Here is a 20,632-nt window from a genome sequence, read left to right as displayed (position 1 = left end):
CGCTTTGAACGCCGCTGAGTGCGTCCGTCGGGTTCTCTTCGTCATCTTTCGGGTTCCTTTGCCAGCATTATCGCTGGCTCAGGCCCCGGCCAAACCACTTATCCGAATGTCCGATTTTGCGCGGCCACCTCTCAGGTATTTGCCCGATGCGCGTGGCCCAATTTGATGGGAGCATTAGAGACGGTTTCAAAAAGGGCCCCTGGGGCTGTTAACTTTCGCGGCGAGCTGTTAACCTCAGGCATCGGAACAACCGAGACCGAGGAGATGGCCAAGCCGATTATCGACGACGAATTGTGGACACTGATCGAACCGCTGCTGCGGCGACCCAAGCCGCGGCGCGAGAAGAACCCAGGGCGCCTGCCGGTTTCGAATCGCGCTGCGTTGACTGGCATCCTGTTTGTCCTCAAGACCGGACTGCGCTGGCGCGACCTGCCTGCCGAGATGGGTTGCGGCTCGGGCGTGACATGTTGGCGACGGTTACGCGACTGGCAGGCCGCAGACGTATGGGATCGCTTGCACGAGCTGCTTCTTGCGAAGCTGCGAGCAGCAGACCACATCGACTTCTCTCGAGCTGCGATCGATTCATCCTCGATCCGTGCCGTTGGGGCGGGCCAAAAACTGGGCCAAACCCTACCGATCGTGCGCGACCCGGTTCCAAGCACCACATCGTCACCGACGCCAACGGCACCCCGCTCGCCGCGATCCTGACCGGCGCGAACGTCAACGACGTCACGCAGTTGCTGCCGCTGATCGACGCGATTCCGCCGATTCGTGGATTGCGTGGCCACCCATTGCAGAGACCGCGTGTGGTCTACGCCGATCGCGGTTACGACTCCGAGCGACATCGACGCGCGTTGCGCGATCGCGGTATCGAGCCCGTGATCGCCAAGCGCCGTACCGAACATGGCAGCGGCCTTGGCAAATATCGCTGGGTCGTCGAGCGCACGCATGCCTGGCTGCATCACTTCCGTCGCCTCCGTATTCGTCTCGAGCGCCGTGCTGACATTCACGGCGCGTTCCTCAAACTCGGTTGCTGCCTGATCTGCTGGAATACCCTCCGGCGCGCCCAGCAGCCTTTATGAAACCGTCTCTTAAGGAAATTCTGCACAACTCGCCTTCGCGTGTGCTTGCCATGAATCGTCGAGGCAGCGAGCATGTAGCCCATGAAACAAACTGACCTTGGACTGAACTGGTCGACGAAGCGCACGCGCAAGCGGGAATTCCTGGACGAGATGAACCGAGTGGTGCCGTGGGCCGACTTGGTGATGCTGATCGCGCCGTACGCGCCGGAAGGCAAGCGCGGTCGTCCGCCGTTCGCGGTCGAGGCGATGCTTCGCATCCACTTCCTGCAGCAATGGTTCGGCCTGTCGAACCCGGCGATGGAAGAAGCGCTGCACGACGTGCCGCTGTACCGGGAGTTCGCCGGTCTGGACAACTGGACGGTGCGGCTGCCCGACGAGAGCACCATCCTGCGATTCCGTCATCTGCTGGAGAAGCACAAGTTGGCCGCGCAGATCCTCGCGTTGGTCAACGATATTCTGCGCGACAAGGGATTGATGCTGCGCGCAGGCACGGTGGTGGACGCGACGCTGATCAGCGCGCCGAGTTCGACCAAGAACGCGTCGGGCGAACGCGACCCGGAGATGCATCAGAGCAAGAAAGGCAACCAGTGGTATTTCGGCATGAAAGCGCATATTGGTGTCGATGCCGAAAGCGGCTTGGTGCACACGGTGCGGGGCACGTCGGGCAACGTCAGCGACGTGCTCGAAGCCAACAGCTTGCTGCATGGCGACGAAACCGAGGCGTTTGGCGATGCGGGCTATCAGGGTGTGCACAAGCGTCCGGACGTCCGGGCCGGTGTGAACTGGCACGTGGCGATGAAGCCAGGCAAACGTCGCGTCCTGGACAAAAGCAAGCCGCTTGACGCGCTCATCGATCAGGTCGAGCGAATCAAGGCGGGCATCCGGGCCAAGGTCGAGCATCCGTTCCGGGTAATCAAGCGGCAGTTCGGCTACACCAAGGTTCGGTCTCGGGGGCTGAGAAAGAACACCGCGCAACTCATGACCTTGTTCGCGCTGTCCAACTTGTGGATGGCGCGCGGCAAGCTGCTGGCTGCTGGGGCATGAGCGCGTTTCTGGCTCACGCCGATACCCCACGCAGCACGCGAAGGCTGCTCGGCGCGTGCCGGCCAGCTTCGTTCCGGGCTGATAGGTTGGCGTCGTGGCGCATTCAGCTTCCTGTCAAACGACCAAGCACACTCGATTCGCGTTTGTGCAGAGCATCCTTAACTGCCCAGGGGGTGCGCGCACGTTCAGACGTAATCGCACCTCTTGATGGGCGGTGAAAATAGCGGGAGACTCGTAACCATGCCAATTAATAATAATCGGCGGCCTTCAAATGAGATTCCATATCCAATACCTCGACAAAGAACCAAGTTTCTGTCGAAAACATCAGATACGGATAGCGTCAACATTGATCTGATCGATGGCCACGATACCTTAAAGCGATTTGACTGGGCTTTCCAGCACGGTGATGCCAAGGGGGGGGCTGCTTGGGGGCAAGTTATCCTTGAAAAGTGGAACTTGGGCAAGCTTGGTTGCAAAGATGGGGTGAGTCCGGTTGTGACCGGATTTACCAGTATCCTTATGCGCCTCGATATGGCTGTGGAGCGTGGTAATCGCGAAGTAGTGGTGGCCGCTGCCAAGCTTATCGGCCAAGCATGGAGCAAGGGTGCGCTGCACGAGCCGGATGGCTGTGTCTGGAACGTCGCGCTCAAGCGTCGACCTGGTCGAGTTTCCCTTGATTGGCGGCGGTGCGGAGCGGTCATCCTCCAATGAGGTCGCCGCTTAGAAGGAGCCAGATTCTAATTGATTCAGTAGCGGCATCTTCGGGGTCGCACGCCCCCTGCCCTGAAGTACGGTTCTCGAAGTCTTAGGTCGCCACTTTGTTGGCTGTCAGTCAGTTGGCTTTCGGTCAGCAGTAGTTTTTATTCAATCTTCGCTACGTCTGCAACTTAGGTTGCAGGCGGCTCTTTTATTCGCCGATGCAACTACGTCGGCGATGTCGCTGGAATGAACGTATCCCAACTCGAAACGCCTGCGTCGGGCGACCCAGGTCTTGTGGCGCTCGTCGTAATTGCCCAATTTCACGGTATCGCAGCGAGTGCCGACCAACTGAGTCACGCCGCTGGCGCACGATCTGGTCCGCTCAGCGCCAAAGATATCGAACTGGCCGCACGCTCGCTCGGCCTCAAGACTCGCCGCGTTCGGGTGACCCGTGAGCGGCTGCCGAAAACGCCGATGCCCCTGCTTGTGCTCGACGAGAACGGACAGCATTTTATTTTGGCTGGTTGCGAAGGAGACAAAGCGCTGATTCTCGAGGCGGACGCCAGCAGCCCGAGCATCTGTACGTCGATGGAGGTCATTGCTCGCTCCGGCGGCCATGTAGTGCTTTTCGCATCACGCGCATCGCTCGCGGGCGAATTCGCGCGCTTCGACTTCTCGTGGTTCATCCCGGCCGTCGTCAAATACCGCCGGCTGCTGCTCGAAGTCTTACTGGTCTCGGCAATACTGCAGGTATTCGGACTTGTCTCTCCGCTAATGTTCCAGGTCGTGATGGACAAGGTGCTGGTCAATCGTGCGTTCAATACCTTGAACGTCGTCTGCATCGCATTGCTGGTAAGCGCTGTATTCGAGGTCTTGCTCACCGGTGTGCGTAACTATGTGCTATCGCATACTGCCAGTCGCATCGATGTCGAACTTGGTGCGCGATTGTTCCGGCATCTGCTGGCGCTGCCGCGCTCCTATTTCGGGGTGCGGCGCGTCGGCGATACTACCGCTCGCGTACGCGAGCTTGAGAATATTCGCAATTTCCTGACGAGCCAAGCGATCACCGCGGTGATCGACCTCCTGTTCTCGATTGTTTTCATCGCTGTAATGTGTATGTATAGCGTCTGGTTGACGCTTGTCGTCGTGGCCTCACTATTTGTATATGCGGCGATCTCGATCGGAATCACACCGACGTTGCGCGCTCGCCTCGATGAGAAATTCGCGCGCGGTGCGGACAATCAGTCGTTCTTGGTCGAAACTGTGTCAGGCGTCGAGACTGTCAAATCGATGGCCGTCGAGCCGCAGTTCACCCGTCGTTGGGACAATCAGCTTGCTGGCTATGTAGCAGCGAGCTTTCGCGTCAGCACACTCGGCAGCATCGGTCAGCAACTGATTCAACTGGTTAGCAAGTTCGTCACACTTGGCACGCTTTTTCTTGGCGCCAAGTTTGTAATCGATGGCAAGCTGTCGGTTGGCCAACTGATTGCGTTTAATATGATGTCGCAGCATGTCGCGGCGCCGGTGTTGCGTCTCGCGCAGCTCTGGCAGGATTTCCAGCAGGTCGGTATTTCGATGAGCCGACTCGGCGACATCCTCAACACCCGTTCCGAATTGCCGCAAAGCCGCCAAGCGTTGCCGGCGATCCGTGGCGAAATCAGCTTTCAGCATATTCGTTTCCGCTACCGGCCGGACGGCCCGACCATTCTTGACGACGTGTCACTGGAGATCGCGGCGGGAGAAGTGATTGGCATCGTCGGCCGATCCGGTTCCGGGAAGAGCACGTTGACGAAACTGCTTCAGCGTCTTTACTTACCGGAGCAGGGGCGCGTGCGTATCGACGGCATTGATCTAGCGCTTGTCGATCCCGCATGGCTGCGCCGGCAGATCGGTGTCGTGCTCCAGGAAAATATCCTCTTCAATCGATCGATCCGCGAAAACATTGCAGTGACCGATCCAGGGCTCTCGTTGGATGCCGTGATGCACGCCGCGCGTCTGGCTGGCGCGCACGACTTCATTTCCGAGTTGCCAGAAGGTTACGACACGGTCGTCGGTGAACAAGGTTCGAGTCTGTCGGGCGGGCAGCGGCAGCGGATCGCGATTGCACGGGCGCTTGTGACCAATCCGCGCATCCTGATCTTTGATGAGGCGACAAGTGCACTTGATTTCGAAACCGAGCATCTCATTCAGCGCAATATGCGGGCGATGTGTGAAGGCCGCACCGTTATTATCATCGCGCATCGACTCAGTTCGGTGCGTCACGCGAACCATATTGTCGCGATGGATAAGGGGCGTATCGTCGAATTCGGTACGCACGACGCACTGCTCGAGAAACACGGTTATTACGCACATTTGCTGTCGCTGCAGAACGCATGATCGCGTAGACCTCTCCTGATTCTTACTATGAAGTTCATTCATCATCTGCAAGCGATCGGCGATTTGCTGAGTCGGTATGCGGCGGTTATCCGTGAATCCTGGGCGATCCGCCACGAGCTTGATGGCGAGACGCGCCTCGCGCATGAGCTAGCGTTTTTGCCGGCCAATCTGGAGCTTGTGGAGACGCCGGTTCATCCGCTGCCGTTGTGGACCATGCGTGTGATCGTCGCGCTCGGGATACTCGTGGTGCTAGTCGCTTGCTTTGGCCGACTCGATATCGTTGCCACGGCGCCGGGCAAGCTGATTCCGCGCGAGCAGGTCAAGACGATCCAGCCGGCGATTACCGGCGTGGTGCGCCGCATCCTCGTTCGTGACGGGCAACGGGTCGCGGCGGGCCAGTTGCTGATGGAATTGGACGCTACGCAGGCCGCCGCAGATTCTGACAAGGCACGATTGAGTAAGATCGAAGCCGCATTGGCCGCAGCGCGCGCGCGCACGTTACTCGATGCACAGCAGCACGCCCGGGCACCCGTCGTTGCCCAGGTCGACGGCGCGACTGAAGCGCAACAACACGAAGCCCAGCATCTTACAGACGGCTTCTATCACGAGTATCGCGACAAATTGAGCAGTGCGCAGGCTGAGTTGATGAAGCGCGAAGCGGGGCTCGGCACAACCGCGCAGCAAATTGCCAAGCTGACGGCGACGGCCCCGCTCGCACGGCGTCAAGCGGACGATTACCGCTCACTCGCCGGCGATAGATACGTCGCAACGAGTGATTATCTCGACAAGGAGCAGACAGCGCTTGGCCAGGAACATGAACTCGCTGCACAGCGAAGTCATGCCCGTGAAATGGCGGCTGCCGTCGCGCAGCAGCGCGCGGAGATCGCGTCGATTACATCGCAGTTCCGGCGCCAGCAGTTGGACTCGCTCGACAAGGCGACCCAGCAACTTGCGCAGAGTCGCCACGATGAGACCAAGGCTGATACCCGGCAGAAGTTGCTTAACCTGACTGCGCCCGTGGCGGGCACCGTTCAGCAGTTGCGTGTCCATACATTGGGCGGCGTTGCGACGGCGGCGAGTCCCGTGATGAACATAGTTCCGGACGACGTGATCGAGGTGGAGGCGAATCTGGAGAACAAAGACGTCGGCTTCGTGAAAGCCGGTCAGCCGGCGATCGTCAAGATCGAGGCGTTTCCGTATACGCGCTACGGATTTCTGACGGGAACGGTCGAGTCGGTGTCGAACGACGCAGTCCAGGACCGCAAGCGCGGCCTGACTTTCGTGACGCGAATCCGATTGCCGACCAACCGGATTCGGACGAACGATACGTGGGTCAATCTGACGCCGGGGATGGCGGTGACGGCCGAAATTAAGACCGGCACGCGCAATGTTGCACGTTATTTTCTGGATTCGGTGATGCAGACGGGGCAGGAGAGCTTACGTGAGCGATAAGAAGGTGATTTCCCGGCATTTCAATTTACATGCGGTCTGGTGCGTTTGTTTGCTCGGTGCGCTTAGTCTGTCGGCTAGTTCGATATTTGCGATGGATCCGTTGTTCACTAGCCAGCCTGTTTCAGCCACGCCCGCGGCGACCGCAGTTGGCGATGGCCATGCTGGCGTATGCACGTTCGACGCGTTGCCGAGCCCGTTGCGGCTGCAGGATGCGATCGAGCGAGCGCTGTGCAATCACCCTAAAACGCGGCAAGCATGGGCGAACGTCAAGATCCAGGCGGCCGCAGTGGGCGCCGGCCGCGCCGGGTTCTTACCGACGCTTACAGGAAACTGGCAAGGGACAAGGGACAATACGACCAGCCAGATCGCCGGTTATCCGCAATACAACTCGAACTACCGAACGAATTTGCAGAACGCTAGTGTATCGCTCAGCTGGGTGCTGTATGACTTCGGCGGCCGGTTGGCCGCACTGCGCAACGCGTCGGCATTATTGGCCGCCGCGCAGGCCAATCAGCAGGCGACGCTGGAAGCAGTTTTCGCGACGGTCGCGAAAAATTATTATGCCGCGCAAGCTGCCCAAGGCGCGTTTTCTACTGCGCGAGAAGTCGAGCAAACGGCTCGTGACAGTTTACGGGCCGCTTCAGCGCGAGTCGATAAGGGTGTGGCGGCGATCAGCGACCAATTGCAGGCACAGACGTCCTATGCCGAGGCGGTGGTCAATCGCACAAAGGCCGAAGGCGAATGGCAAAGCGCGCTGGGCTTGCTTGCGTCGGATATGAAACTGTCGCCGAATGCGGCGATCACGTTACCGGATGTGGGGGACGGCGTTGCACCGGATAACGAATTCGGTGAATCCGTGGCCGAACTGATCGCGCAAGCAGAGCGTACGCACCCGAGCGTCGCGGCGGCTCAGGCGCAAATCGATGTCGCACGTGCGAAAGCCGATCAGACCCGCGCGGAGGGACTGCCTCGGCTGAGTTTAGTTGCGCAATTCAACTACAACAACCAGCCCACCAGCCTGCAACTTGGTTACCCGGTGTTGCCTGCCAGCCGTCGCGAATGGTACCTGGGCTTCCAGCTGACGATTCCAATTTTCGAAGGCTTTGCGCGCACCTATCAGGTGCGCCAGGCAAATGCGCAAATCGAATGGCAGCGCGGGGCGTTCGACGAGGCACGTCAGCAGATCGGACTCGATGTCTGGATCGGCTATCAGGCATTACAGAGCGCGACGAAGAACCTGGAACACAGTGCGACGCTACGAGAAATCGCCCTGCGTTCATACGACGCGGCGCAGCAGCGCTATCAGATGGGCGTGGGTAATATCCTGGAACTGCTGAATACGCAATCGTCGCTGGCCGAGGCGAAACTGCAGCGGATTCAGGCACTGACCGATTGGCGCTCAGCCCGGCTGCAACTGGCTGCGAAACTCGGAAAGCTCGGAATGTGGCGATTGACGAGCAGTGAGCAATCGCGAGGGCAGGGCGTTTGATTGGCATGTTAGGGCTATCCAAGATGCATGCGCCACGATGCGATTGTTAGCTAGCCGTAGCGATGTGTCCGAAGCGGCGTTGCGACTATTCGAACGTGAGCCAGGCGACGATCGACGACATGATCGCGGTTCGATCCGTCTGAACATCTACGGCCGCAGCATTAATACTCAGTTTTGATGGAATATCAAATAAATTAATATATTTGTTTTTCTATAATTTGCCATTTTTAAAGCGAACATTTAAATATTAAGGAAATAATACTTATGCGAGGCGAAAGTACAAATAACACAATCTTTTATGACAAATTCATAAATGATAAATGCCGCGAGATCCATGAGCTCCGCTGTCAATTTTTGCGTTCAGAAGGAGAAGACAATCTTTCATACCTTCGAAGATTGCTATGGGGTGGCCACCTGCCCATATTCGACGCCTGCATGGTGGCTGGGATTTCAGAGACGGAGTTTCACAAAGCGAGGAGGTGGGCAATGCTGGTCCGTGACGAGTACATTGACAGAGAAGTCCTCTCGAGTGGTGTTGGTTTGCGTCCAATGAATCCCGCAACTGATACGAAGCAGGAATCTGCCCCGCCCCTCCCGCCTAAGAGAAGACAGGCAGGCCTGAATTCGGCGGACCCCGCTATGGGGAGCGGAAACGAATCTCACTTGCCGCCTTCTGGAAATAAGGCGATAAGTAAAAAACATGTGCGATTTAATGACGTTGTCAGTGTAGCGGAGGCGTGCATTGATACGCGAGAGTGCATAATGCCATCTCGGGACGTGCGGAAGTATCGCGGCTCCGTCGACCGGTCGGCAAAGGCCAAAGGTTATGATTGGGCTGAGGGGTATGATGATCCAGCAGATGGTCCCTTCGTAGCTCCGTCCGTAGCTCGTAAGGGAAATCTACTCGTTCACGCTTCCGCTGTTCATAAAGACGTACGTCCTGCACCATCTCATTTTTTGTCTTCTGCGGAACGAGAAGTTTCACTGATTTTGACTGCCAGCCAGTAGTAGCCTGAGCCCGCCGACTGGGCCCTCGGCCGCGCCATTGGCAATAGCCGCTGCCGGATACTACCTGGGCCGGCAAAGCCGGCTGACGCTGTAGCGGTCGCGATGCTGATCGTAAGCGATCGTTCATCGACGCCCTGTTCTAGCGTAAGCGCCCAGCGAAGTCACCCCTCTGCGTAAATTGCCGTCAATCAAGGGGCGACGGGAGCCCAACGATGCGGCAGAAGCGCGGCGATGTCGTCGGCGCGATGAGTGGGTAGTCGCTCGAGCACGTCTTTCAGATAGGCGTAGGGATCGTGGCCATTGAGTTGCGCCGATCGAATCAGGCTCATGATCGCGGCGGCCCGTTTCCCGGTGCGCAGAGAACCGGCGAACAACCCATTCGCGCGCCCCGTCGCAAGCTCGCATTCATTCTGCCCATATCGGGCAAGAAGTTGAAGTCCATTATCGTTGGCATCCGCTGTATGGTCGCCGCGTCAAGGTTCGAGACGTAGAGAATCGCAGCGGCGGCCGCGTGGTGCATGTCGACGCCGGCCCTGGCGTAGTCAAGGTGGTGGCAGCTTGGATGCTCGATCGGGCCGTGTGTTCAGTCATGGAGCTCGGCGAGCCGAAGGTTACCGTGGCGGTGCTATGCGTACTGCATCGGCTGCTTGTTGATCGGCGCTTGCGAGCAAACTCGCCGGACGGTGTCACGGATCGGCGTAAAGGAGCCGGGGATGATCGGCGTAATGGCGCCAGTGGAACTGGGGGTAAAGCGCGGGTTCGAACGGTTTCAAGGTTGCGGTTTTTTGCCGTTTTTGGCAACTGTATTTTGGGGCGGATCAGGCATGGGTTTCGGTGCGCGCCGGCTGTCGCCTTCGAGCACGAGCCGGTAGGCGCCGTGGCGTAATCGATCCAGGGTCGCCGTGCCGAGGATGCGGTTGTCGGGGAACGCCGCGCCCCATTCGTCGAAGTGCAGATTCGACGTGAGGATCGTCGCCGCGCGCTCGTAACGGGCATCCACGAGATCGTGGAAGTCCTCGTCTTGTGGGGTATGCAGGGGTTTGAGCGCGAAGTCATCGACGATCAGCAGCGGCACGCGGGCGTACTGCTGGAACCGGCGTTCGTAGGTACCGGTCGCGCGCGCGGCGTTCAGCCGCTTGAACAGCTCAGTCTGCGAGATGAACAGTACGTCCCGGCCCTGTCGGGCGGCGCAGTGGCCCAGCGCCTGCGCCAGATGGCTCTTGCCCGTGCCCGTCTGCCCGGCGATCAGGATCGCGACCTTCTCGTCAAGGTAGCGGCCGGCTGCGAGATCGAAGACGTAGGCTCGGTTCAGGGCGGGCAGCAGGTCGAAGTCGAAGGACTCGAGTGTCTTGCCGATGGCGAAGCCGGCACGCGAGAGGCGGATGGCGAGCTTGCGGTTCTCGCGACGAGCAACCTCGTCGTGCAACAGCATCGCGAGGAACTCGGTGTAGGCAAGCTGCCCGTCGATAGCTTCGCGGTTGCGCGCCTCGAGCGAGTCGAGGATGCCGGACAGGCGAAGCTGCTTGAGGATGGTATTCAGTTCGGGACTCGGATTCATGGACTCAGTGGATCAGAAGGGATTGGAGGTCACGGCCGAAGCGGCCGCCGTCCTGGTAGGTGCCGCCTGGCGTCGCAGCAGGACGCGTCGTGGCCTGACCGTCCAGGCCCTTGTCGAGGATGCCCTTGACGGTGCGGTACTTCGGGCTGCTGAAGGCGAGCGCGCGTTCGCAGGCCGCTTCCAGTCGGGCATCGCCGACCTGCTCGCGCAGCCGGATGAGGCCCTGTGCGCCGCGCAGGTTGACGAGCACCGTGTCGTTGAACAACGCGAGGATCACACCGTGGCACGATGGCCCGATCTCCTTCGCGCGCGCCAGGCACCACTGTGGATCGTGTTCGAGCCATGCCTGGGCTTCGGGAGGTTGGTGGTCTCGTACCGTGTGGCGGCCACCGGCCCGTTGCCGTGGATGAGTCGCGACGAGCTGGTGCTGGTGGTACAACTGGATGACGGTGTCGGTCGCCTTCAGCCAGAGGGCCTTGCCGACCAGTGCATACGGCACCGAGTAGAGGGTCGGCCGGGATTCATGAAATTTTCGCCAAAATCACCTTAAGTCAATGATTTTAAATATGAATTTCAAATTCTGACCAGGGCCATGGGACGCGAAGTTTTTCAGATCCGTATGTGCACGGTCGTAGCCCGAGTCGAGGAAACTCCAGTACCGTCGTGAGGCTTGGTTGGCAGCGGCGCGGATATGTGGTGGCGTCGTCACCGTTGAGGCTGTAGTTTGCGTCACCGACAGGTTATTGCCGCGACGCTTCCCTGGCGTCGCAGAAAAAGCTCAGGGTATCGTCGTCTTTGATTTTGACGTGCCAATGGCCAACACAGTACTTGGCGTCGGTGAATTCCTCCCGCCAGCGATTCGAAAGCCTCTCGATCCATGCACGCCCTTCCGAGGGCATCTGCGGCGAAGCGGCCAACTGCTGCAACATCTGTAGATAACTGGAGTCACCCCAGTGGGAGGTGGCCGCAACGTGCGCGTTCCAGACGAGCACAACCAGCTTGTATATCTCACGCACCACGGCGATCGGCGTCTCTTCGGTAATGGCCTCGGATAACAGTGGCTCGCCAAAGTACAGGATCGTCTCCGATATCTTTTCGGTTTTGCCCGCGCTTGCTTTATTCATCGTTTCGTTCCGCTTGATTGATGCGCGCCCCCGAAGTTTGCGCCGGCCATACGACCATTCGAGGTCGTCGGCGAGCGCACGAATTCGTCATCCCGTATTGAGATCCAATCGGCGAGGCTTTGTGATTTTCAGGCAAGCGTGAGCTGAAGTTCCTGTCCAGGCATGCACATCTGGTATCCCATCGCTCGATAGCCACGCTGACGCTTCTCCCACATACGCAGCAGCACCGGATGGCCGCCGTCCACGTAATCGAGGACCCGCACACCGATCTTACCCGCATGCTCTCGGTGAAGTCGGCCGGCGTACTGCTGCAAGGTGCCTTTCCATGCGACCGGCATAGCCAGCACCAACGTGTCCAGCGCCGGGTGGTCGAAACCTTCCCCAACCAGCCTGCCAGTCGCGAGCACGACGCGCGGCGCATCACTGGCCAGCGCGTCAAGGGCGGTCAGTTGCGCGGCGCGCGCTTTTCTGCCGAGCCGTCCGTGCAGAACAAACAGGGACTGCACCGTACCCTCCAGCAACAGCTGCAGGCTTTCGAGATGGTCCGTCCGCTCGGTGAGCACCAACACGTGACGCCCCTGTCTGTACTGTTCACAAACGGCTGCTGCGATCATCTGTGAGCGCGGCGTGTCCTGTGCGAGATGTGCGAACACTGTCTGGATTGGCGCATCGTCCGCGACGCCCACCGCAGCAGCAAGCCTTTGCGGGAAGACCTCGAGCCGCTGCGGCGCGTTGGCTGGCGACTGCGCCACGTGCCGGATCGGCCCGCACAGCATAAACATCACCGGTTGCTGGCTGTCGCGCCGCACGGGCGTCGCGGTCAGGCCCAGCACGTAACGCGCCTGAACAGCCTTGAGTACCGCCTCGAAGGAATCCGCGGAGACGTGGTGGCATTCGTCGACGATGACCTGGCCGTAACACCGCAGCAACTCTCCGCGAGTACCATTGGGGGCCACCGATTGCAGCATCGCGACATCGATCTTGCCTGTCGCCTTCGACTTGCCGCCGCCGATCGTACCGATCTCCTTTGGATCGAGCCCGAGAAACGACTGCAGGCGTTCGCGCCACTGATCAAGCAGCTCCCGGCGATGCACAAGCACGAGCGTGTTGATGCCGCGCCGGGCAATCATCGCGGCCGCCGTCACGGTTTTTCCAAATGCTGTCGGCGCATGCAGGATGCCGATGTCGTGCTGCAGCAGATCGGTCACAGCCGTCTGCTGGTCATCGCGGAGCGTACCGACAAAAGATGCGACGAGCGGCTCGCCCGTACAACGCTCATCACGGATGTCGGAGGCGATGTTGTTGTCGCGCAGCAGCGTCACGACGTCGTCGAGACAGCCGCGCGGCAACGCTATATGGCGCGGGCAATTTTCGGCCCGGCCAATGATGCGAGGCTTGTCCCACACGCTGAAACCACGTGCCTGGACTCGGTAGAACTCCGGATTCTGGAAGGCTGCCAACCGGATGAGACGATTGAGCAGCGCCTGGGGAAGCTGTTCCTTCTCGAAATAGAGTTGGTTCGCGAGCGTCAACGTGAGCGATGTCGGCATTGGTCCGGCCAATCGTTTCGGCAGCGCAGGCGGTGGCTTCCACGGCTCGACCTGATCCTCTTCGGCGATGAACGCGACATCGAGCGGATGGGCACCGCCCGTGGCACGGAAAATCACGCCCTCGATGTCGCGCCCGTCCATCATCCGAACCGCTGCCAGATACGCCCACTGGTCAGCATAGGGTTCGAAGCGCTCGTCAACAAACACGCTGTATCCGCGCTCGCGTGGTTGCTTCTGTAGTGGCAGTGCGATCAGGTTGCCGAAGCCGCCTTTGGGGAGCACGTCCTGGTTCGGAAAGAGCCGGTCGTAGGACGACAACTCAAGCTGCCGGGTCCGTGCGCAGGTGTGGCTGATGATGGCCGCCCCCATCCGTCGTGCCTCGCGCGCGGTGACGGCCGACGAGAAGAATATCCACGCGTGCGCGCCGTTGCCCGAGCGAGAGATTTCCAGCGCAACGGGCACGCCCAGCTCTTCACACGACTGCCGGAAAGCCATCGCATCTTCACGCCAGCCTTCCTCGTCGAAATCAACGGCGAGCAGATAACAGGTGCTATCCGGCATCAGTGGATAGAGGCCCACCGTATGATCGCCGGCCAAATGCGCGTAGATGACCTGATCGTCAAGTGGCAACAGCAGTCGATGCCCACAGTCCGCGCAGCGGATGCGAGGCTTGTCGCAAATGCCTGTTCGCCATTCATTGGCGCAGGCCGGTGCGTAACCGGACTTCCCAGAGTTCCGGCTCTCCCAGCGAAGCGGATAGACATCCGTACGACCGCGAAAAAGACGCCGGAAAATCTGTATCTTGTGCTCGGGCGAAAGTACCTGGCCGCCCATGTTTCGGACTGCTGGAGAAGACTCGATCCGGGTCATCTGTACGAATTTGTCCCGCACCGTCAAAGCCGGTGGTATCAGGGCGGTGAGCCGGGTGTTTTCGGCCTGCAGACGGGTGAGTTCCGCGAGCAGTTCTTCGCGCGTGAAATTTTCCCAACTCACATGTGACGGCTTGCCTTCGCTCATCGCGTCATCTCTATTTCCGGGCAGCAAAAGCCTGATCGAACTGCCGAGCTCGCTGCACTTCGTCGCTGTGCAGATAGGTTGACGTCGTCGAGATCGACGCGTGGCGCAGGTTGTCGCGCACCATGATCAGCTCGGCGCCACGCGCCAGCGCATGCGATGCATGCGTGTGCCTCATCCAGTGCGGGCTCGCGCGGTGCAGTTTCTCCGCCGTCGCGGGCCTCTCTTCCTGAATCGCGTCGGCCGCCAACACGAAGAACCGTCTCAGCACGCGCCACAGCCGTGTGCTTTCGATGCCCGCGCCGTCCTCCTCGAGGCTTGCGACGAGCGGCGTCGCCGGGTTCCAGCGCACCGGCGTGACCGGCAGGCCTCGCTGTACGAGATACTGGTCGAGCGCCGTTCGCGCCAGTGCCGGCAACGTCACCTTCCCGCGCTTGCCGCCCTTGCCGATCACGTGCAGCCAGTGATCGCCGTGTTCGTCCCGGCGGATGTCCGCGAGCGTCGCGCCGACCAGCTCGCTCGCGCGTAGGCCAGTTGCGTACCCGAAGTCCAGCAGGAAGCGCAGGCGCTGAGCGGCCGGCACGCTCCAACCGTAGGACCACTCGAGGCCGTCGGCAAGCGCGCGGATCAGCAACCACTCGCCCTCGGAGAAACCGCGCGATACGTCTAATCCGGAGCGTGGCGCATGGTTCTTGACCTTCACGCCGGCGAACGGATTCGCGAGTACGTAGCGCTGCTCGATCAGCCAGCGGAACAGCGCCGAGAGGACGTTTAGTGCGTATGCTGCGGATCGGGCAGAAAGCGCGCCGGTGAACGGCCGCCATTCGGCACTGTGTCGCGGCCGAGACGGCCCGATCCACCGCTCGCGCGGCTTGGGCCGACGCAGGAATACCCGGTACGCGATCGCGTCGTCGGTGGTGAGCGACGACAGCGCGCGGCCGCGCTCGATGATCGCCCACAAAATCAGGCGCTCCGCTTCTTTTCGGTACGCGCGTTGCGTGGCGGCCGATTCGTGCAGCGACAGCCAGGACTGAATCGCCTCGTAGTCGTTGGACGCATTCAGCAGGCAGGCAGCCCGCGGGGCACGGAACTGTCCGTGGGAGCCGTCGACCTCGTGCGGCACGCGCAACTGCTCCCACGGCACGACGGCGCCGGCAGGCGCCGCGACAATCAAGGCCCGTGCCCGTTCGGTCAGTGCCGGGTGGGCGGCGAAGAACACCTCCACGCGGCGCGCGCCAGCGACGCCGAGCCCGTCGATCGCCGTCCACCAGCGGCGTCGGCGCGGAATCCGCACGGTCAGGTCGGCCAGCGTCCGAATGCCATGCGCCCGCAGCGCGGCCACCACGCGAGACGGCAACCATTGATCGATGGCGTCGGCGATGTGCGGCTCCGGCGCCGGCAGGCTGCGCAACGCCTCGATCGCGCGCGCGACGGTGTCGGCCGACGCGGTGGATCGCTCGATGAATGTTTCGGCTAGGTCGGCTCGGTGGCGGCTCCTCGCGAACGAGACCAGGGTGCGCCGAATGCCGCCGAGCACGCCGCGGGCGGATGCCCCGGGTGCCTTGCGCTCGCCCAGATAGCGCGCGACTGCAGAGCGAGCGTCGAGTCCGGCATACCAGGCGCGCAGCGCGGCCAGTTCGGCGTCGTCAGGGAAGTTGATGGGTTCGGTCTGACGCGTTTTCATACTTGCCAGTTTAATGTAAAAACAACTATAGACAGATAATAAGCCTTATCTCCCCATAATCGCGCATGTGCTGACATTTTCCTTTCGATTGTTGTGATCAGGCGCCCGCTGCGGCGGCAATCGGCGAGCGCTTGCCGGCCACAATGTAGTGTTGCAGCTGTTTCCAGGCATCCAGGTAGCGATGCCACGGAACGGCGGCAAGCTGCTCGTCGTGAACGACGAGAATCCGCTCGACGGTTGCCAGTTCGTGGTCGAGCAGCAGGCAGCGCTCACCTTGCTCTGCACGCGTGACGCATGCATTGAGAGCCGCCTCAGCGCGCCGGAACAGATCAAAATCCGCACCGGCCGAAGTCGCATCCCGCAGATAAAACGCGAGGTAAACCACGCGCACCAGGCAACTAACCTGATCAATGTCACCGCGGCCGCCCCGCACGGTGGCCAAGGCAAGATGGTTCTCCAGCGACAGCGCACGGACCTTTTCCGTCGGCAACGGCAACAACATTTCTCTCGTCAGGCCCGATCGTCCGGGGCGGGGCGGCAAACTTTTCCTGCTTCCCATGTTACTCACTCGTGACTCAATTTCGACACATCATGCCAGACCCAGACGATCCGCTCGAACGCGCACCGGGCCGATGAAGACCAATTTACGCAATAACTGTTGCGGACCACGCGCTGCATTTTGAAGTGCGGCTGCCGCCAGTGTCCCCGGATCTCCCAATGCGTGCTATCCGATGGGGACGACGGGGCGGGCATCGCATCGAGTACGGCCGCCCCGATGACGGGACGGTCGGACAGCATTTCGATTTGCGCCACGGCATTCGACAAGCATCGATGCCGTTTTGCCGGCTCAATCTGACCAAAATTGACGAAAGTTCGACTAGGAACAGACGCGCCGGCCCCCGAGGCAGTCGGCCATTGCGGAGTTTCACAAGGCCGCCGCTGCTGCGCGCTACAATCGTCTTCCCCGAGGCGTTGCGCTGCCGCATACCGATTTCTGTCGAGCTATCCGTTCCGACCGGAGGTCCGCTCCATGAACCCAAACGAACCGAGAACGCCAGTTTGGCGGCCGGTCAGTTACCTGCTGATCGTCTTCGACCTGTTCGGTGGACAGTTGGAAGAGGCCCAGGTGCTACACGGCAAGCTGGTGTCGTGTCGCCCACGTCCCCACGTGCTGGATGACGTCACGCTCGCACGGATCCGGCAGGAGTACAGCGAGCAACGCGAATTCCTGCCGGTTCAGCGCGAACAGTTCAAGCGGTGGCAGTCTGAGGTCTCGACGCCCAAACAGCGCGACATGCTCGCGCACCTGACGGCCCGTGCCGATCAACTATCAGCGCTGCAAGATCAGATTCTCGCGCTGGTCGACGAACTATCTCAAGGCACCATCGACCGGATTATGGGCATGAGCGATGTCGACCTCGCTGCGGCGGTGTTGTCGGGCCGCGTCAATCTGCCGAAACGCTGATCGGCGAGCACTGCGGGGATTGTCAGGACCAGGGGCGCATCGATGAGCCAAATTCATGAAACCGCGTACCCAGTCCTTCCGGCAGAACTGGAAGAGGCGGAATTGCGCACGGTCTACACACCTAGCGCGGCCGAAATCCGATTTGTCTTCGGCCAGTTCCGGCAAGCACCCACGCGCGTGCTGATCCTCGTGCAACTAAAACTGCTGCAGCGGCTCGGGTACATGCCGGTGGTCTCCGACGTGCCGCCAGAGATCATCGACCACATGTGCGCCGTGCTCGGTGTCCGTCCGCTGCCGCGCACAACCCTCGCGCGCTACGACCGCTCCGGCAGCAAATCCCGGCACCAGAAAATCCTGCGCGAGTACGTGCGGATCCAGCCCGTCGATCGCGCAGCGAATGATTGGCTTGCACGGGTGGCGGCCTATGCGGCCCGGACCAAAGCAGAGTTGCCGGACATCATCAACGTTATGCTCGAGGAACTCGTGCGGCGCCGTTTCGAGCTGCCGCCGCTCCCGACACTCTCCCGGATCGCCGGCCACGCGCGGAGCCAGCTACACGAAGAAATCTACCGCGCCTTTGTCGAATCGCTCGATGATGCGCAGAAAGCCCGACTCGACGATCTGTTTCTGGTCCGCAGCGGCCGAACATTCTGGGACGAACTCAAACGTGAACCGAAGCGTCCCGGGCCGCGCGAGGTCGCGAGCTTTCTCGAGCACATCGAGGCAATGAACGCGTTGGCCGACGGCCTGCCGCCCATACCCAACATGCTATCCGTGCCGAAGCGAATGCAGTTCGTCGTCGAAGCCCGCGCGCTCGACGTCCACGAGATGCGAGCGCTGAAGCCGACAAAGCGCTATGCGCTTGCCGTGCTGTTCGTTCTCGCGCAGCGGCAAAAGGCACTCGACGATGTTGTGGAGATTTTCATCAAGACCGTGCGCAACCTCGAGAACACCGGCAAGCTGCGACTTCAGCAGTACCAGCTCGCACATGCCGACCAGTTGCAGTCACTCGTCAGCCAGTTCCGCGACGTGCTGAACGTGCTCCAGGACGACGAAACGCCCGCGGCCGCGCGCATCGCGCAGATGCGTGCCGCATTGAACGACGATCCCGATGCCGTGCTGATCCGCTGCAACGAACATATCGCCCAGGCCGGGAATCACATTTTTCCGTTCTTGCTCATACCGTACAGGAATCTGCGCTCACTGCTGTTTCAGTGCGTGGAAAACCTTTCGCTGAAGGCGAGCTCTCAAGACGACGCGCTGCTCAAGGCCCTCGACTGGCTCAAGATGTATCGGTCCTCGCGGCGCGAGTACCTGTTGCTCAGCGACACCGATCTCGCCCAGTTGCCGCTCGGCTGGATTCCCGAGAAATGGGAGCGATGCGTGCTTCCTGACGGTGTGTCTGCGCGCTTGCTGCATCGCAAGTATTTCGAGCTGTGCGTGTTCAGCCAGATCATGCGGGAACTGAATTCGGGGGACGTCTACGTAGAGGGCAGCGACCAGTACGACGACCCGCGTGTGCACCAGGTCTCCTGGGACGAATTCCGCGAGGAACTGCCGCGCTACCGCGAACTCGTCGACTATTCTGTCGACAGCCGCACGTTCGTGCAGCAGTTGAAGGACGAACTTGGCACGCTGGCCGACCAAGTCGACGCCGGATTCCCGGAAAACGATCACGTCGAAATTAGCGAGGAACACGGCCTCATCCTGCACCGCCTGGATAAAAAGCCCGATCCGCCGAACAAGTCCCTGATCGTTCAGGCGATGGAGGCGACGATGCGCCCCGTCAGCATCCTGGATATCCTCACCGAAACGGAACAGTGGCTTGACCTGCATCGTCTGTTTGGGCCACTTTCCGGATTCGAAGCGAAGATCGACGAGCCGCGCAAACGCTTCATCACGACGCTGTTTTGCTACGGCTGTAATCTCGGGCCGACGCAGACGGCACGCTCGGTGAAAAACCTTAGCCGCAGGCAGGTCGCGTGGCTGAACCTGAAATACGTGACCGAGGAACGCCTCGACAAGGCGATCGTGAAAGTCATCAACGCCTACAACCAGTTCGCGCTACCGAAGTTCTGGGGCTCGGGCAAGCGCGTGTCGGCTGATGGCACGAAGTGGAATCTGTACGAGCAGAATCTGCTTTCCGAATATCACATCCGGTACGGCGGCTACGGCGGGATTGGCTACTACCACGTGTCGGACAAGTACATCGCACTGTTCAGCCATTTCATCCCGTGCGGCGTGCACGAGGCCGTCTACATCCTCGATGGCCTGATCAAGAACACGTCCGAGGTGCAGCCCGACACCGTGCACGGTGACACGCACGCACAGAGCGCGCCGGTGTTCGCGCTTGCACACTTGCTCGGCATCAAACTCATGCCGCGCATCCGCGACATCAAGGACCTCACGTTCTTCAAGGCTGATCGACGCCGGCGCTACAAGAACATCGAGTCGCTGTTTCGCGCGAGCATCGACTGGACCTTGATCGAGCGGCATTTCCCGGACATGCTGCGCGTGGCGATCTCGATCAAGGCAGGGCGGATGACGCCGTCGACGATCCTGCGGCGCCTCGGTTCCGAGAGCGTGAAGAACAAGCGTAAGCGCTAAATCCGCCACACGTCGTTAGGTGACGTGTTACCGGGTAACATGTTTCGAATCGATAGTTACCGGGTAACGAAGGAGATGCGAGATGACGCAAACGACGGCGCAGCGGCAGGCGGCTTATCGGGCAAGGCGCGAGACGGCAGGCAAGGACGGCAACGGTGATCGACGTCTGGATATGTGGGTGAGCACGGAAGCGTATCTTGCTCTGACGCGGTTAGCTCGCCGTTACTCGGTAACGAAGCGCCAGATGCTGGAACGGTTGATCGCGCGGGCAGACGACGCGATTGTGCGCCGACTCGATCCCGATTCGGAACAGTGGGACCAATACTTCGGCCCAGCGCGGTAGCGATCGGAGTTACCCGGTAACGGCTTGCTGTCGAGCGAAGTTGAACGGTAGCAGGTCGCCAATATCGGCATCCGGTGCGCGCTGCGGCAATTCGGTCAGCACGTGCAGCAGATAGGCATGGGGATCGACGCCACAGG

The 20,632-nt window shown here is 60.5% G+C and carries 15 protein-coding genes and 2 pseudogenes; 9 read left to right on the top strand and 8 right to left on the bottom strand.

Going from position 1 to position 20,632, the window contains the following annotated elements:
* Nucleotides 1-264: 264 nt before the first annotated feature.
* The 6 genes from WS91_RS32635 (at nucleotide 265) to WS91_RS08875 (ending at nucleotide 8,142) form a co-directional block, all read left to right on the top strand.
* A protein-coding gene (locus WS91_RS32635) for an IS5 family transposase (protein WP_156432336.1) occupies nucleotides 265-1,082 on the top strand; the annotation gives its coding sequence in 2 pieces (ribosomal slippage) (nucleotides 265-613 and nucleotides 613-1,082; 819 coding nt in all).
* An 81-nt stretch (nucleotides 1,083-1,163) separates the two neighbouring features.
* Nucleotides 1,164-2,126 (top strand): IS5 family transposase, encoded by a 963-nt coding sequence (locus WS91_RS08890; RefSeq protein WP_059579167.1) that lies wholly within the window; start codon nucleotides 1,164-1,166, stop codon nucleotides 2,124-2,126.
* 240 nt (nucleotides 2,127-2,366) lie between these two features.
* Nucleotides 2,367-2,837, top strand: a complete 471-nt coding sequence (locus tag WS91_RS35670; protein ID WP_156432335.1) for a hypothetical protein — start codon at nucleotides 2,367-2,369, stop codon at nucleotides 2,835-2,837.
* A 234-nt stretch (nucleotides 2,838-3,071) separates the two neighbouring features.
* Complete coding sequence (locus WS91_RS08885; protein WP_059579164.1) at nucleotides 3,072-5,201, top strand: type I secretion system permease/ATPase; 2,130 nt, start codon at nucleotides 3,072-3,074, stop codon at nucleotides 5,199-5,201.
* 27 nt (nucleotides 5,202-5,228) lie between these two features.
* Complete coding sequence (locus WS91_RS08880; RefSeq protein ID WP_059579161.1) at nucleotides 5,229-6,653, top strand: HlyD family type I secretion periplasmic adaptor subunit; 1,425 nt, start codon at nucleotides 5,229-5,231, stop codon at nucleotides 6,651-6,653.
* Entirely contained in the window at nucleotides 6,643-8,142 is a 1,500-nt protein-coding gene (locus WS91_RS08875) for a TolC family protein (RefSeq protein WP_226377353.1), read from the top strand. The genes WS91_RS08880 and WS91_RS08875 overlap by 11 nt, the downstream gene beginning before the upstream one ends.
* Nucleotides 8,143-9,338: 1,196 nt before the next feature.
* Here the strand turns inward: WS91_RS08875 and WS91_RS32630 are convergent.
* From WS91_RS32630 to WS91_RS08845, 7 genes and pseudogenes are all read right to left on the bottom strand, one after another.
* Nucleotides 9,339-9,545: pseudogene (locus WS91_RS32630) on the bottom strand (transposase domain-containing protein); the annotation flags it as partial.
* 374 nt (nucleotides 9,546-9,919) lie between these two features.
* On the bottom strand, nucleotides 9,920-10,708 hold the full coding sequence (istB, locus tag WS91_RS08870) for an IS21-like element helper ATPase IstB (protein ID WP_059579158.1): 789 nt from the start codon (nucleotides 10,706-10,708) through the stop codon (nucleotides 9,920-9,922).
* A gap of 4 nt (nucleotides 10,709-10,712) precedes the next feature.
* Nucleotides 10,713-11,207, bottom strand: coding sequence for a Mu transposase domain-containing protein (locus tag WS91_RS08865; protein ID WP_059670137.1), 495 nt, complete (start codon nucleotides 11,205-11,207; stop codon nucleotides 10,713-10,715).
* Nucleotides 11,208-11,448: 241 nt separating this feature from the next.
* Complete coding sequence (locus WS91_RS08860; RefSeq protein WP_059579152.1) at nucleotides 11,449-11,832, bottom strand: hypothetical protein; 384 nt, start codon at nucleotides 11,830-11,832, stop codon at nucleotides 11,449-11,451.
* Between the two features lie 128 nt (nucleotides 11,833-11,960).
* A complete protein-coding gene (locus WS91_RS08855; RefSeq protein WP_059670136.1) occupies nucleotides 11,961-14,399 on the bottom strand; it encodes a TOTE conflict system archaeo-eukaryotic primase domain-containing protein in 2,439 nt (812 codons plus the stop codon).
* Nucleotides 14,400-14,409: 10 nt separating this feature from the next.
* Nucleotides 14,410-16,080, bottom strand: coding sequence for a phage integrase family protein (locus tag WS91_RS08850; protein ID WP_059670135.1), 1,671 nt, complete (start codon nucleotides 16,078-16,080; stop codon nucleotides 14,410-14,412).
* Between the two features lie 97 nt (nucleotides 16,081-16,177).
* Nucleotides 16,178-16,582: a hypothetical protein gene (locus WS91_RS08845; protein WP_082758132.1), complete on the bottom strand. Its 405-nt coding sequence runs from the start codon at nucleotides 16,580-16,582 to the stop codon at nucleotides 16,178-16,180.
* Between the two features lie 528 nt (nucleotides 16,583-17,110).
* Between WS91_RS08845 and WS91_RS08835 the strand changes: the two genes are divergently transcribed.
* From WS91_RS08835 to WS91_RS08825, 3 genes and pseudogenes are all read left to right on the top strand, one after another.
* A complete protein-coding gene (locus tag WS91_RS08835; RefSeq protein WP_059670132.1) occupies nucleotides 17,111-17,545 on the top strand; it encodes a hypothetical protein in 435 nt (144 codons plus the stop codon).
* A gap of 42 nt (nucleotides 17,546-17,587) precedes the next feature.
* A pseudogene (locus WS91_RS08830) lies at nucleotides 17,588-20,140 on the top strand (Tn3 family transposase); the annotation flags it as partial.
* A gap of 94 nt (nucleotides 20,141-20,234) precedes the next feature.
* Nucleotides 20,235-20,495 carry a hypothetical protein gene (locus WS91_RS08825; protein WP_045598729.1) on the top strand — a complete coding sequence of 87 codons (261 nt, stop codon included), beginning with the start codon at nucleotides 20,235-20,237 and terminating at the stop codon, nucleotides 20,493-20,495.
* A 9-nt stretch (nucleotides 20,496-20,504) separates the two neighbouring features.
* On the opposite strand, the gene WS91_RS32620 is transcribed toward WS91_RS08825, so the two are convergent.
* Nucleotides 20,505-20,632, bottom strand: a 128-nt coding sequence (locus tag WS91_RS32620) for a transposase domain-containing protein (RefSeq protein ID WP_156432334.1), incomplete at its 5' end; no start/stop codon positions are given.

The sequence above is a fragment of the Burkholderia sp. MSMB1498 genome (assembly GCF_001526245.1).
Classification (GTDB): domain Bacteria; phylum Pseudomonadota; class Gammaproteobacteria; order Burkholderiales; family Burkholderiaceae; genus Burkholderia; species Burkholderia savannae.
This window is presented reverse-complemented; position numbering and strand designations above follow the sequence as displayed.